The sequence below is a fragment of the Amycolatopsis sp. NPDC051071 genome, assembly GCF_040682875.1.
GTDB lineage: Bacteria > Actinomycetota > Actinomycetes > Mycobacteriales > Pseudonocardiaceae > Amycolatopsis.
The window spans coordinates 1-12837 of record NZ_JBFBBY010000086.1 but is presented as its reverse complement, the minus strand read 5'-3'; the positions used below and the strand labels follow the sequence as shown (position 1 = coordinate 12837).

14 protein-coding genes are annotated in these 12837 nt (G+C 68.8%); 10 read left to right on the top strand and 4 right to left on the bottom strand.

Annotated elements, in window-relative coordinates; genetic code table 11:
• Positions 1 to 46: 46 nt before the first annotated feature.
• Genes AB0M65_RS25275 through pseI form a run of 4 tightly spaced genes read left to right on the top strand, consistent with a single transcriptional unit; the run spans position 47 to position 2693 of the window.
• Positions 47 to 676 (top strand): hypothetical protein, encoded by a 630-nt coding sequence (locus AB0M65_RS25275; protein WP_364032218.1) that lies wholly within the window; start codon positions 47 to 49, stop codon positions 674 to 676.
• Positions 677 to 711: 35 nt separating this feature from the next.
• Positions 712 to 1152 carry a hypothetical protein gene (locus AB0M65_RS25270; RefSeq protein ID WP_364032156.1) on the top strand — a complete coding sequence of 147 codons (441 nt, stop codon included), beginning with the start codon at positions 712 to 714 and terminating at the stop codon, positions 1150 to 1152.
• 3 nt (positions 1153 to 1155) lie between these two features.
• Positions 1156 to 1608 (top strand): GNAT family N-acetyltransferase, encoded by a 453-nt coding sequence (locus AB0M65_RS25265; protein ID WP_364032153.1) that lies wholly within the window; start codon positions 1156 to 1158, stop codon positions 1606 to 1608.
• A gap of 29 nt (positions 1609 to 1637) precedes the next feature.
• Positions 1638 to 2693, top strand: coding sequence for a pseudaminic acid synthase (pseI, locus tag AB0M65_RS25260; protein WP_364032150.1), 1056 nt, complete (start codon positions 1638 to 1640; stop codon positions 2691 to 2693).
• 4 nt (positions 2694 to 2697) lie between these two features.
• Here pseI and AB0M65_RS25255 read toward each other — a convergent pair whose 3' ends face one another.
• Together AB0M65_RS25255 and pseB are read right to left on the bottom strand one after the other, a co-directional pair.
• Positions 2698 to 3870 carry an aminotransferase class I/II-fold pyridoxal phosphate-dependent enzyme gene (locus tag AB0M65_RS25255; RefSeq protein ID WP_364032147.1) on the bottom strand — a complete coding sequence of 391 codons (1173 nt, stop codon included), beginning with the start codon at positions 3868 to 3870 and terminating at the stop codon, positions 2698 to 2700.
• A complete protein-coding gene (gene pseB, locus AB0M65_RS25250) occupies positions 3863 to 4846 on the bottom strand; it encodes a UDP-N-acetylglucosamine 4,6-dehydratase (inverting) (protein ID WP_364032144.1) in 984 nt (327 codons plus the stop codon). The genes AB0M65_RS25255 and pseB overlap by 8 nt, the downstream gene beginning before the upstream one ends.
• A gap of 49 nt (positions 4847 to 4895) precedes the next feature.
• On the opposite strand from pseB, the gene AB0M65_RS25245 reads away from it, so the two are divergent.
• The 4 genes from AB0M65_RS25245 to AB0M65_RS25230 all read left to right on the top strand — a co-directional run bounded on the left by AB0M65_RS25245 (position 4896) and on the right by AB0M65_RS25230 (position 8141).
• Positions 4896 to 5642, top strand: coding sequence for a glycosyltransferase family protein (locus AB0M65_RS25245; RefSeq protein ID WP_364032141.1), 747 nt, complete (start codon positions 4896 to 4898; stop codon positions 5640 to 5642).
• On the top strand, positions 5639 to 6607 hold the full coding sequence (locus AB0M65_RS25240) for a spore coat protein (RefSeq protein ID WP_364032138.1): 969 nt from the start codon (positions 5639 to 5641) through the stop codon (positions 6605 to 6607). The genes AB0M65_RS25245 and AB0M65_RS25240 overlap by 4 nt, the downstream gene beginning before the upstream one ends.
• 105 nt (positions 6608 to 6712) lie before the next feature.
• Entirely contained in the window at positions 6713 to 6931 is a 219-nt protein-coding gene (locus AB0M65_RS25235) for a hypothetical protein (protein WP_364032135.1), read from the top strand.
• 49 nt (positions 6932 to 6980) lie between these two features.
• Positions 6981 to 8141, top strand: coding sequence for an epoxide hydrolase family protein (locus AB0M65_RS25230; RefSeq protein ID WP_364032132.1), 1161 nt, complete (start codon positions 6981 to 6983; stop codon positions 8139 to 8141).
• Between the two features lie 51 nt (positions 8142 to 8192).
• Here AB0M65_RS25230 and AB0M65_RS25225 read toward each other — a convergent pair whose 3' ends face one another.
• A complete protein-coding gene (locus tag AB0M65_RS25225) occupies positions 8193 to 8795 on the bottom strand; it encodes a bacterial proteasome activator family protein (RefSeq protein WP_364032129.1) in 603 nt (200 codons plus the stop codon).
• 134 nt (positions 8796 to 8929) lie between these two features.
• On the opposite strand from AB0M65_RS25225, the gene AB0M65_RS25220 reads away from it, so the two are divergent.
• A complete protein-coding gene (locus AB0M65_RS25220; protein ID WP_364032126.1) occupies positions 8930 to 10129 on the top strand; it encodes a cysteine desulfurase-like protein in 1200 nt (399 codons plus the stop codon).
• Here the strand turns inward: AB0M65_RS25220 and AB0M65_RS25215 are convergent.
• Positions 10126 to 11103, bottom strand: a complete 978-nt coding sequence (locus tag AB0M65_RS25215) for an NAD(P)H-quinone oxidoreductase (RefSeq protein ID WP_364032123.1) — start codon at positions 11101 to 11103, stop codon at positions 10126 to 10128. The genes AB0M65_RS25220 and AB0M65_RS25215 overlap by 4 nt on opposite strands.
• Positions 11104 to 11183: 80 nt before the next feature.
• Here AB0M65_RS25215 and AB0M65_RS25210 point away from each other — a divergent pair, with 80 nt between their 5' ends.
• Positions 11184 to 12728, top strand: coding sequence for a M28 family metallopeptidase (locus AB0M65_RS25210; protein WP_364032120.1), 1545 nt, complete (start codon positions 11184 to 11186; stop codon positions 12726 to 12728).
• Positions 12729 to 12837 lie beyond the last annotated feature (109 nt).

Below are 12837 nucleotides of genomic sequence, written 5' to 3'. Positions count from 1 at the left end.
GGTACTTTCTGCCCTCATGACTGCTGCACTCGGCGACGCGAGCCTGATGGTCAATCTGCTCGCCGCATACGCCGACCGGCCGGAACCGCGTTCCATCGCGGTGGTCGGAAACCAGCCGCTGCCGCCCGACTCCCGGCGAGCGAAGGCCATCGACGCCTGCGACCTCGTGATCCGGGTCAACGGCTTCGTCGTGGACGAGCCGGGCGGGCCCGAGGCTGTCGGCAGCCGGGTGCACGTCGTCGTGTTCAACCGCGCCGTCCGGGCCACCAAACATGTCTTCCGTGACTACCGCAAACGGCTCTACCTGCTGGTCGAGCCGGGACGGATGCACTGGGAGCCAGAGGACCTCCCCGGCTGGTGGCCCGCGGACCTCGGCTACGTGCCGGTGCCGAACCGCGAGGTCGTCCTGCCGCTCTCGGACGCGCTCGGCCTGCCGAGCCGCGAACAGGGCCTGTGGTCGACCACCGGGACACTGGCCGCCTGGATCGCGCGTACGTCGTTCCCGCACGCCAACCTGATCCTCTCCGGCTTCTCGTTCATCGACAACCCGGACCAGACCCACTGGGAGCACGCCGCCGGCGACTCCTGCATCGTCGGCCCCGAGCACCAGATCGCCGCCGAGGGCAGGCTGCTGGACTCGTGGACGAAGACCGGCGAAACCGAACTCCTGCGCTGAACCGCAGCCAGCTCACCCCCGAGAAGGAACCACTCATGGCAGTTCAGAAACTCCGCAGCGGCGTGATCAGCCGGATCGCCCGGCTCATCGACTTCCGGATCGACGAGCGACTTCGCGACCTCAACGGGCGGGTCAACGAACTCGAACACGCCACCGCGGACCACCGCCGACGGCTCGACGGCGCCGAGAGCGGCCTCGAACACGCGCGTGGCGACCTGCGCTGGACCCGCGCCGAGCTGGACCGCCTCATCCCGAGCGTCGCGGCCCAGGAGGCCCAGCTGGAGGATCTGCGCGAGTCGATCTCACTGCCGGCGCACGCCGACAAGCCCGAGCTGGCCGAGGCGCGCACCCTGATCCAGGAGATTCAGCGCCAGCACGCCCAGATCCGCGTCCGGCTGGCAGGCATCGCCCGGTACGAAGACCGGCTGCGCCGCCTGGAGGACCAGCAGCGCGAGACCGTCGACCAGGTCCAGTAACCCGTGCGGGCCCGAGAGGCCACAGAAGCCGACGCGGCGCTGCTGCTGGAGTGGAGGAACGATCCCCGCACCCGGCAGGCGTCGCGCTCGACCGGAGTCGTCGCGCTCGACGAGCATTCGGCCTGGCTGCGTGGGGTACTCGAATCGCCCGAGAGAGTGCTGTACGTCGTCGAGCTCGACGGGGCGCCGGTCGGCACCGTCCGGTTCGACTGTGAGGACGAGGGCGTCTGGGAAATCAGCATCACCCTCGCGCCGGAAAGCCGGGGCCGGGGGTTGTCCGGCGCGGTTCTGGCGGAGGGCGAGCGAGCCTTCATCGCCGGTCACGAGGTGCTGGTCGTGGTGGCGGCCGTGCACCGGGACAACGCGGCGTCGGCCGCGCTCTTCGACCGGGCGGGATACGTCGAGACCGCGCCTGCCGTCGACGGTTTCCGGCGGCTGCGTAAGACTGTGTCCTGACCCAGCCGTCGTCAGGGAGGCGTTGTTCGATGACCGCCAGCGAGGTGCGCATCGGCGCACATGTCCTCTCGGCGGCGCACCCGCCGTTCGTCATCGCCGAGATGTCCGGCAACCACAACGGTGACCTCGGCCGGGCATTGGAGATTGTCGACGCGATCGCCGAGACCGGCGCGCAGGCGGTCAAGCTCCAGACCTACCGGCCGGACACGATCACCATCGACGTGGACACCCCGGATTTCCGGATCGGCGACTCACATTCGCTGTGGGGCGGCGAGAACCTCTACAAGCTCTACGAGCGCGCCCACACGCCGTGGGAGTGGCACGAGCCGCTGTTCGAACGCGCCCGCGCGAAGGGCCTCGAGATCTTCTCCAGCCCGTTCGATCCGACCGCGGTCGATCTGCTGGAATCCCTGAACGCGCCCGCGTACAAGATCGCGTCGTCGGAGATCGTCGACCTGCCGCTGGTCGAGCTCTGCGCGAAGACCGGCAAGCCATTGATCATCTCGACCGGCATGGCGAGCGTCGCCGAAATCGACGCCGCGGTACGGACGGCACGTGAGGCGGGCAACGACCAGCTGATCGTGCTCGGCTGCACTGCCAGCTATCCGGCGTCGCCCGCCGAGAGCAACCTGCGCGGACTGCCCGTCCTGGCGGGCGTGACCGGGACGCTCGTCGGCCTGTCCGACCACACGCCCGGCATCGGCGCCCCGCTGGCGGCCGTCGCGCTCGGTGCCGTCGCGATCGAGAAGCACGTCACCCTGGCCAGGACCGACGGCGGTGTCGACTCGGAGTTCTCCCTGGAGCCCGCCGAACTGGCCGCTCTGGTCACCGAGTCGCACCGCGCCTGGGAGGCACTGGGCGCGGCCGTCATCGGGCCGCGCGAGAGCGAGAAGGAAGGCCTGCGGTTCCGGCGTTCCCTTTACGTCGTCGAGGACGTGCGTGCCGGGGACACCGTCACGCGGGAGAACGTCCGCTCGATCCGGCCTGCCGGTGGGCTGGCTCCCGCCGAGATCGTGAACGTGCTCGGCCGCACCTTCGCCTCCGATGTCCCGAAGGGCACCGCGCTCACCTGGGGCCTGATCTGACGGTTCAGCGGAAGAAGGCGTGGACCTCGTCGATGACGCGGTCCACGTCGGCGTCGGTCAACGCGGGGAACAGCGGCAGCGAAAGCTCCTGGCTGTAGTACAGCTCCGCGTTGGGGCACAGGCCCCGCTGATACCCGAGGTCTTCGAACACCGGGTGCCAGTACGCGGGGATGTAGTTGACCTGCACGCCGATTCCGTTGGCACGCAAGTGATCGAACAACGCGCGGCGCCGTCCTTCGAGGACTCGCAACGGGTACAGGTGCCACACCGGGTCCGCGCCTTCGCGCACCGCCGGCGTCAGGACGCCGTCCAAAGAGGATAGTGCGGCGGTGTAGCGCGCGTGGATCCCGGCGCGGCGCTTCTTGAACTCGGCGAGCCGTCTCAGCTGGCTGCTTCCCAAGGCGCACAACACATCCGGCAACCGGTAGTTGAGGCCGAACTCGTGCACCTCCTGATGCCACGCGCCCTCGCCGGGATACCGCTGTGCCGCCTTGTCCCGTATCAGACCGTGGTTGCGGAAACCGCGGGCACGCGCCAGCAGCTCGTCCGAGCCGGCGATCACCGCGCCGCCTTCGGCCGTGGTGAGGTTCTTGGTGGGGAAGAAGGAGAACGTCGTCAAATCGGCGAGCGAGCCGACCGGTTCGCCTTGCCAGCTCCCGCCGACGGAATGCGCGGCGTCCTCCAGCAGCAGCGCGCCGTTGTCGTGCGCGATGCGGCCGAGTGCGTCCAGCTCCGCGGGGTGTCCAGCGTAGTCCACGGCCGCGACGACCTTGGTCCGCGAGGTGACGGCCGCCGAAGCCGCGGCCGGGTCGAGGTTCCCGGTGTCCGCGTCGACGTCGGCGAAGACGACCTTGCCGCCGAGCAGCGCGGCCGTCGCGGCGGTGGCGACGAACGTCATCGGCGAGGTGACGACTTCGTCACCGGGACCGATCCCGGCGGCCGCGTAAGCGACGTGCAGTGCCGCCGTGCCCGAGGTGACGGCCACGGCGGGCGTGCCGCCGGTGTGCTCGGCGAGGTCCTCTTCGAACCGCGTGACGGCGGGACCGGTGGTCAGCCAGTCGCCGCGAAGCACCTCGGTGACCGCGTTGATGTCTTCGTCCGAAATGGACTGGCGGCCGTAGGGCAAGAAGCCGGCCGACGTGCTCTTTCCTGCGGAGGCGGCATTGGACTCAGCCATACTGCTCGACCAGGTCGCGCAACTCTTCCGGGTCGAGCCACAGGTCGTTGGTGTCCGAGCGGTACGCGAAGTACTCCGGCACCGCCTTGCCGTCCGCGGGCGGCTCGTAGCCCCAGCCCGCGATATGCGGCTGGACGACGTAGCGGTCGCTCAGCTGCACGGTCCGGCGGGCGTCGTCGGGGGCGATCATCTCTTCGTGCAGCTTCTCACCGGGCCGGATGCCGACCTCGTGCATGGGCGAACCGGGTGCGATGGCCTGCGCGAGCTCGACCAGCCGCATACTCGGGATACGCGGCACATACAGCTCGCCGCCGTTCATCTGATCGAAGGAGTCGACCACGAACCGCACGGCCTGCGGGAGCGTGATCCAGAAACGGGTCATCTCCTTGTGCGTGATCGGCAACGACTCGCCCTTGGCCGCCAGCGCGCGGAAGAACGGGATCACGCTGCCGCGGGAACCCATCACGTTGCCGTAGCGGACCACGGAGAACCTGGTCGGATGCGTCGCGGCGTAGTGGTTCGCGCTGATGAACATCCGGTCGGCGCACAGCTTCGTGGCGCCGTAGAGGTTGATCGGGCTGGACGCCTTGTCGGTCGAGAGCGCGACGACCTTCTTCACGCCGGTGTCGATGGCGGCCTCGATGACGTTCTGCGAGCCGACGACGTTGGTCTGCACGAATTCGAACGGGTTGTACTCACCCGTGTCGACCTGCTTGAGAGCGGCGGCGTGCACCACGTAGTCGACTCCGTGCATCGCGCGCTCGAGACGGCGGCGGTCCCGGATGTCGCCGATGAACCAGCGCAACCTCGGGTCGTTGTCGAACTGCTGACGTGCTTCGTACTGCTTGAGCTCGTCACGGGAGAGCACGACCAGCCGTCGCGGATTCAGCTCGGCCAGGGCGTAGGTGATGAACGCCTTGCCGAACGAACCGGTCCCGCCGGTGAGCAGGATGCTGGAGCCATCCAGCTCGGACATCGTTGACCTCCGCGTTTCGGTGCTACTGCCGTCGGCCATCATGTCACCCATGGATCCAGACCCCCGGGCCCACGTCGTCAACGCCGTAATCCAGGCGCGGGCGTCGTCGACCCGGCTGCCGGGCAAAGTGCTCCGTCCGCTGGCGGGCCGCAGCGTGCTCGGCTGGGTCGTCCGGGCCGCCGCGACCTCGCCGGGGATCGACAACGTCGTGGTCGCGACCTCCACCGAAGCCGAGGACGACGCGGTGGCCGACGAGGCCGCCCGGCATGGCGCCCTGGTCGCCAGGGGGCCGCTGGACGACGTCCTCGCGCGCTTCGCGGTCGCCGTCGAGTCCTATCCCGCCGACGCCGTGGTGCGGCTGACCGCTGATTGCCCGTTGCTGGACCCGACGCTGATCGGGCAGCTCGTCACGCTGTGGCGGGCGCGGCCGTCGCTGGACTACCTGAGCACGACCCTCGTGCGCACACTGCCGCGTGGCTTCGACGCGGAACTCGTGCGCGCGGCCGTGCTGGTGGAGCAGGTCGAAATCGCTCGCGGCGCCGACCGTGAGCACGTGACTTCGGGCATCTACTCGCGACCGGAGACGTACTCGTGCTCCGGAATCGTGGTCAGCCCGTCCGCCGACGACCTGCGCGTGACCTTGGACACCGCCGAAGACTGGGCGGTGATCGAAGGCGTCGTCGCCGAGTTGGGGGACCGCGTCGGCGACTGGCGCGAGGTGGTCGCCGTGCTGCGTGCGCGACCCGATCTCGCGAAGCTCAACGCTCACGTCGAGCAGAAGAAGGTGGCTCGGTGACGCGGCTGGTGCTGCGTGCCGACGCTTCCGGGACGATCGGCGCGGGCCACGTCTCGCGCATGGTCGCCTATGCCGAACGCGCCGTCGCACGAGGCTGGGAGGTCGTGTTCTCGGGGCAGGTGGACAACGCCGAATGGCTGGCGGCTCGCTTCGGTGAGCTGTCCGTGCCAGTGGTGCCGTCCGTGTCTCTCGAAGGCTTCGACGCGGTGATCGTCGATCACTACGGCCTCGGCGAACTGCGTGACGAGGTGAACGCCGCCGGCGCACTCCTCGTCTCCATCGAGGACGACGTGTTCGGCAGGCGCGCGGCGGACCTCGTCGTCGACTGCGGCTTCGCGCCCGCCCCGAGGCCCGGCGACGGCTCCACCGAACTGCTCAGGGGTGTGGTCTACGCGCCGCTGCGAGACGTCGTCCGGGAGGCGCGGGAGAAGCGTCGCGGTCGAGAAGGGGCCGAGCGGCCTCATGTGACCGTGGTGCTCGGCGGTGGGACGGAATGGGCCGGGACGGTCAGCGCGCTGCTGCACGCCTTGCGTGACACGGGACTGCCGTTCGTCGCCGACGTGCTCGTCCGCGGTGAGCCCGTCGTGCCAGAGGCTTTGCCGGGACAGGAATTCCGCATCGCGCCGCCCGGGCCGGGCCTGCTCGATCTGCTGGTGGAGACGGACGTCGCGGTGAGCGCCGCCGGCGTCACGCTGCTGGAGCTGTGCTGCCTCGGCGTGCCGACCGGGGTCGTGCGGCTGGTCGACAACCAGGAGACGGGCTACCGCGGCGCTTTGGATCTCGGGCTGGCGGCGGGGCTGGGGAGCGCGGCGGCGCTGGACGCGGGGGCCGTCGAGACGTTGCGGACCTTGCTGGGGGATCCGGTCGTGCGGCGGCGGTTCTCGGAAACGGCGGCATCCGTTGTGGACGGGCAGGGCGTCGACCGGGTACTGGACCGGTTGGAAGCCCTCTCGGCTACCGGTTGAGTGGGGGAGACATGGACATCGACAGAGACTTCCGGGCCAGGCTTGTTCCGCCGGAATATCACTTGTAGCGGCGCGGACACTGGAATCGTGAACAAGGCTTTCCGCGTGGAACTGCTGGACCTCATCGCGAACAAGCACTACGACAAAACCCGTCGGCTCCTCATCGAGGAACTCGAGCGGGGCACTCCTCGTGAGGATCTGTACCAAGAGCTCCTCGACCTCATGAGGGACCTCCGTGAGGAGGGGCGAGAGGCCGAAGAAGAGGAAGTCGCCGAGGTCGCGGACCTGATGACGGACTGGGCCTTGCCGCAGTTCCGAGTTTGACCCGGTTCGAGGACCGTCGCTGTCCTCGATCCTCCCTAACGTCGTCCGTATGACCATCTCGCCGTTCCGGATCGCCGTCCCCCAGCGCGACCTCGACGATCTCGCCGCCCGCCTCGCGAACACGCGCTGGCCCGACGAGATCGACGGAGTCGGCTGGGGGCTCGGGACACCGCTCGGGTACCTCCAGGACCTCGCCGAGTACTGGCACCTCCGCTACGACTGGCGTGCGCACGAGGAGCGCCTCAACGGCTTCCCGGGTTTCCTGACGAACATCGACGGCGCGAACGTCCACTTCCTGCACGCTCGCTCGCCGGAGCCGGACGCGACGCCGCTGGTGCTCACGCACGGCTGGCCGGGGTCCCTTGTGGAGTTCCTGGACGTGATCGGTCCGCTCGCGGACCCGCGGGCGTACGGCGGCGACCCCGAGGACGCCTTCCACGTCGTCGTGCCGTCGTTGCCGGGGTTCGGCTTTTCGGGGCCGACGACCGAGGCGGACTGGGGGCCGGGCCGGATCGCCGACGCCTGGCCGGTGCTGATGTCGCGGCTCGGGTACGAGCGGTTCGGGCTACATGGCGGTGACTGGGGTGCGATCGTGTCGCGCGAGGTCGGTGTCCGCTCCCCCGAGCGGGTGATCGGCGCGCATCTGACGATGCTGCCGAGCGCGGTGCCGAGGTCCGAGGCCGATCTCGACGGGCTCACCGGCGCCGAATTGGCGCGGGGTGAGGTGGCGCTTGCTCGCGCGCGGGAGTTCCGAAGCGGCGAGCTGGGCTACGCGATGCTCCAGTCGACCAAGCCGCAAACGCTTGCGTACGGGCTCACGGACTCACCGGCAGGGCAGCTCGGGTGGTTGGTGGAGAAGTTCAAGTCCTATTCGGACTCACGTGACGTTCCAGAAGACGTGATCGATCGCGACGATCTCCTGACCAACGTGATGCTCTACTGGCTCACCGGCACGGCGAACTCGTCGTCGCGGATCTACGCCGCGCAGGGCGGGGCTTGGAGTGCGGAGCCGCCGAAGTCCACTGTGCCCACCGGGGTCGCCGTGTTCCCTAAGGACACCGGACTCCCGCTCCGGCACCTCGCCGAACGCACCGACAACATCGTGCATTGGTCCATTCAGGACCGGGGCGGGCATTTCCCTGGGCTGGAGGTCCCGGATCTGCTCATCGAGGACCTGCGGACGTTCTTCCACCAGCCCCGAACGCGATGAAGGGGACTTTCCTTGCGAATTTCGCAAGGAAAGTCCCCTTCATCGCACGCGTCAGAGGTACTGACCCGGCCCGTGTGACTCGCCGCCGGGCGCGTGACCGCCCAAGGCGCTGCCGCCCGCGGAAGGACCGGCCGGGAGCCCGCGCCGCATCTGCTCCAGCTGCACCCGCGCGGCCATCTGCTGCGCGAACAGCGCGGTCTGGATGCCGCTGAACAGCCCTTCCAGCCAGCCGACCAGCTGAGCCTGCGCGATCCGCAGCTCGGCATCGGACGGCGTCGAGTTCTCGGTGAACGGCCGCACCAGCCGTTCCAGCTCGTCCTGCAGTTCCGGCGCCAGCGCCTGCTCCAGCTCGCGGATCGACGTCTGGTGGATTTCACGCACGCGGGTGCGGCTGGCGTCGTCCAGCGGCGCGGCGCGGACCTCCTCCAGCAGTTGTTTGATCATCGTGCCGATCCGCATCACCTTGGCGGGCTCTTCGACGAGGTCGCCGAGCGATTCCTCGTGAGAGGTCTCTTCGTCGGAGCCGGAGGCGACGCGCGCGGTGCCGACCGGAACGCCGTCGGGACCGACGACCACCACGTGGGGTGCAGAGTCTCCGCCGCCGTCACCGGAGGCGGTCGAATCGCGGAAATTGGGCTCGGTCATGTGCTCCATCCTGGCTTACGTCGGGCACGAAGCGCAGTGTGGTTTTCAGCGCCGTCTCCGAGCGTAGCGGGAATCGTCGCGCCCCGTGGTCGGGCACCCAACCCCGGGTAAAGCGCCAAACCGCACGTCCGTACGGTGTCCCCATGGCGTTCGACGTCGCTCGTATCCGTGGGTTGTTTCCCGCGCTGGGTGACGGCTGGATTCACTTCGACGGCGCCGCCGGAATGCTCGTACCTGAACAGGTCGCTTCGGCCGTTTCGACGGCCATGCGTGCTCCGGTGTCGGGGCCGGGCGGAGCGTTTCCGGCCTCCCAGCGTGCGGAAAGCATTGTCACGGCCGCTCGCCGGGCGGTCGCCGACCTGGTCGGTGCCGACCCGGCCGGAGTCGTGCTCGGACCCAACGCACCCGATCTCATCCGCCGTCTCGTCGACGCGATGGCCGACCGCTGGACGATCGGTGACGAGGTCGTCGTCTCCCGGCTCGACGAAGAGGCCAACCTCGCGCCGTGGCGCCGCGCCGCCAAACGGGTCGGCGCCGTCGTGCGCTGGGGTGAGATCGACATCGAGACCTGCGAGCTGCCCGCCTGGCAGTACGAGAACCTTGTCTCCGCGCGCACGAAGGTCGTCGCGGTGACACTGGCGTCCGGTTCGGTCGGCACCCGGCCCGACGTCCCGACGGTGATCGAGTTCGCCAAACGCGTCGGCGCGCTGGTGGTGGTCGACGCGACGTACGCGGCGCCGTTCGTGCCCCTGGACCTCAACGCGCTCGGTGCCGACGTCATGGTGGTTTCGGCGCAGGCCTGGGGCGGGCCATCGGTGGGGGCGCTGGTCTTCCGCGATCCCGAACTGCTCGAACGCCTGCCGTCGGTCTCACTCGACCCGGCCGCGCGCGGCCCGGCGCGGATGGAACTCGGCCCGCACGCGTACCCGTTGCTGGCCGGCCTCATCGCCTCGATCGACTACCTTGCCGGGCTCGATGACGCGGCGATGGGTTCGCGGCGCGAGCGGCTGGTGACGTCGCTCGGCTCGGCGAAGTCGTACCACGCGGGACTTCTGGCGCAGCTGTCCACCGAACTGCGTTCGCTGCGGCACGTCATGGTCATCGGCGACGCCATGCGCCGGATCCCCGCGCTCGCCTTCGCGGTCGCGGGCAAGAAGTCACCCGAGGTCGCGGAGTACCTGGCGTCCCAAGGGCTCTGCGCGTTCGCCGACGACGGCACGAGCGGTGTCTTCGGGTCCTTGGGCGCCGCCGAAGTCGGCGGCGCCGTGCGAATCGGTCTCGCGCACTACTCGAACGTCTTCGAGGTCAATCAGCTCGTCAGGGTGCTCGAAGAGATCCGCTAAGACTTCGCGGCCAGAAGAATCTTGCCGAAAATCGTGCCGTCTTCCATCGCGCGGTGCGCGGACGCTGCCTCGGCCATCGGCAAAACCTGCCCGACGATCGGCTTCACCGAGTTCTGTTCCACCAGCGGCCACAACCGCTCGCGGACGTCGGCGACGATCGCCGCCTTCTGCTCCAGCGGCCGCGCACGCAGACCCGCGCCGTACAGGCTGGCGCGTTTGCCCATCAGTTTGCCGATGTTGAGCTCGCCCTTGATCCCGCCCTGCATGCCGATGATCACGAGCCGTCCGTCGGCCTTCAGCACGTCGATGTTGCGGTCGAGGTACTTCGCGCCCATGTTGTCGAGGACGACGTCCGCGCCGCCGGTCTCGGCACGCAGCACCTCGACGAAGTCCTGCTCCTTGTAGTTGATCGCGATGTCGGCGCCGAGCTGGCGGCAGCTCTCCAGGCGCGCCGGCGAACCGGCGGTCACCGCGACCGTCGCGCCGAGTGCCTTGGCGACCTGGATCGCGTGCGTGCCGATCCCACCCGCTCCACCGTGGACGAGCAGAACCTCGCCTTCGGACAATCCGGCGTGCATGACCACATTCGCCCAGACCGTGCACGCGACTTCGGGCAGTCCGGCGGCGGCGAGCAATTCGACTTCGGCGGGAGCCGGAAGCAGTTGTCCCGCCGGAACGGCGACCTTTTCCCCATAGCCGCCACCGGCGAGCAAAGCACAAACTTCGTCGCCGATTCGCCACCCTTCGACGCCTTCGCCGATTTCGGCGATCGTGCCCGAACATTCGAGACCGAGGATTTCGCTGGCGCCGAGCGGTGGCGGGTAGAGACCCTGTCGTTGCAGCAGGTCAGCGCGGTTGACCGCACTCGCGGCGACGTCGATGACGACCTCGCCTTCACCGGCCTTCGGGTCGGCCACCTCTGTCCATTCGAGAACATCGGGATCGCCGGGCTCACGGATGGTGATCGCATACATACAACCGACCCTATCCGGGAGTTCGGACGTACGCCGAACGTCGGTTGACCTCTGGCGTAAACCACACAAAGGTGACGCTCATGTCATATTCGCGAAGAAGCATTGTTCCCTCGATCGTGGTGGTGGCCACCGCCGCGCTCACGGTCGGAATGGCTCCCGCCGCGGCAGCCGCGCCGAAGCTCGACGGCCCCGCGCTGGCCAAGCAGCTCGTCAGCAAGGTCGACGGCTCAGGAGTCAACCGGCACCTGATCGCGTTGCAGCGGATTTCGGATGCGAACGGCGGCCGCCGCGCCGCCAGCACCGAGGGCCACAAGAAGTCCGCGGAGTACGTCGCCACCAAACTGGAGCAGGCGGGCTTCAGTGTCACCCGCCAGGAGTTCCCGTTCACCTACGCGGAAACCCTCGCCGAGAAGCTGACGGTCGCGGGTGCCGACGTCCCGATCATCATCATGTCCTACAGCCCGTCGACGCCCACCGGTGGAATCACCGCCCCGCTCGCGGTGGTCCCGGTCGACGACACCAGCGGCTGTGAGGCCACCGACTACGCCGGCGGGGTCACCGGCAAGATCGCACTGATCCAGCGTGGTGGCTGCTCGTTCGCGCAGAAGCAGGCGACCGCCGCGGCGGCGGGCGCCGTCGGCGCGATCATCTACAACAACGTCCCGGGCCCGGTCAACGGCACACTGGGCGACCCGGCCGCCGGCAAGATCCCGACCGGTGGCGTCACCCAGGCCGACGGCCAGGCACTCGCCGGTAAGGCCGGTTCCTCGGTCACCCTCGACCTGCGTGCCCTCCAGGAGGGGCGGACCAGCTACAACGTCATCGCCGAGACCAAGACCGGTCGCAAAGACAACGTCGTGATGCTCGGTTCGCACCTCGACAGCGTCACCGAAGGCCCCGGCATCAACGACAACGGCTCCGGTTCGGCCGCGCTGCTCGAGACCGCGCTGCAGCTGGGCAGCAAGCCCAAGGCCAACAACGCCGTCCGCTTCGGCTGGTGGAGTGCCGAGGAGTTCGGGCTCGTCGGCTCGACGTACTACGTCAACTCGCTGACCTTCGAGCAGCAGCTCGACATCGCGCTGTACTACAACTACGACATGATCGGCTCGCCGAACGCGGCGTACTTCGCCTACGACGGTGACGACTCCGACGCCACCGGCGCGGGCCCCGGCCCGTTCGGTTCCGGCGAACTCGAGAAGACGCTCGTGGACTACCTCGAAAAGGGCAAGAACGTCCCGGTCGAGGGCACCGACTTCACCGGTCGTTCGGACTACGGCCAGTTCATCGCCGTCGGTATCCCGGCGAGTGGCTTGTTCACCGGCGCCGAAGGCGTGAAGACCGCGGCGCAGGCGGCGAAGTGGGGCGGCAGCGCCAACGTTCCTTACGACAAGTGCTACCACCAGAAGTGCGACAACCTCGGCAACGTCGACCGCGTCGCGCTCGACCGCAACTCCGACGCCGTCGCCTGGGCGCTGGGTGTGTACGCGATCAGCACCGAGAACATCAACGGTGTCCCCGGTGGCAAGGCCGCGAAGTCGAAGGCCGTTCGCGCGGCCGAGCGGTCCAAGCAGAAGAGCCTGAAGGCTTCTGCCCACGCTGACGACCACGGAGTCGTCGCCGCGTAGCTGGTCCCTGGTCGTGAGTGTTTTGGGTCGTTAGAACGACCCAGAACACTCACGAGACCCGACCCGCTCGGTACCGGCGCCCGTTGGTCGCCGGGGGTACCGGGAGGCC

What these genes read in the sequence shown, in the direction of transcription:
- AB0M65_RS25275 (WP_364032218.1), top strand. Translation starts at nt 47, where the DNA reads ATGGTCAATCTGCTCGCCGCATACGCCGACCGGCCGGAACCGCGTTCC.
- AB0M65_RS25270 (WP_364032156.1), top strand. Translation starts at nt 712, where the DNA reads ATGGCAGTTCAGAAACTCCGCAGCGGCGTGATCAGCCGGATCGCCCGG.
- pseI (WP_364032150.1), top strand. Translation starts at nt 1,638, where the DNA reads ATGACCGCCAGCGAGGTGCGCATCGGCGCACATGTCCTCTCGGCGGCG.
- AB0M65_RS25255 (WP_364032147.1), bottom strand. Translation starts at nt 3,870, where the DNA reads ATGGCTGAGTCCAATGCCGCCTCCGCAGGAAAGAGCACGTCGGCCGGC.
- pseB (WP_364032144.1), bottom strand. Translation starts at nt 4,846, where the DNA reads ATGTCCGAGCTGGATGGCTCCAGCATCCTGCTCACCGGCGGGACCGGT.
- AB0M65_RS25245 (WP_364032141.1), top strand. Translation starts at nt 4,896, where the DNA reads ATGGATCCAGACCCCCGGGCCCACGTCGTCAACGCCGTAATCCAGGCG.
- AB0M65_RS25230 (WP_364032132.1), top strand. Translation starts at nt 6,981, where the DNA reads ATGACCATCTCGCCGTTCCGGATCGCCGTCCCCCAGCGCGACCTCGAC.
- AB0M65_RS25225 (WP_364032129.1), bottom strand. Translation starts at nt 8,795, where the DNA reads ATGGAGCACATGACCGAGCCCAATTTCCGCGATTCGACCGCCTCCGGT.
- AB0M65_RS25220 (WP_364032126.1), top strand. Translation starts at nt 8,930, where the DNA reads ATGGCGTTCGACGTCGCTCGTATCCGTGGGTTGTTTCCCGCGCTGGGT.
- AB0M65_RS25215 (WP_364032123.1), bottom strand. Translation starts at nt 11,103, where the DNA reads ATGTATGCGATCACCATCCGTGAGCCCGGCGATCCCGATGTTCTCGAA.
- AB0M65_RS25210 (WP_364032120.1), top strand. Translation starts at nt 11,184, where the DNA reads ATGTCATATTCGCGAAGAAGCATTGTTCCCTCGATCGTGGTGGTGGCC.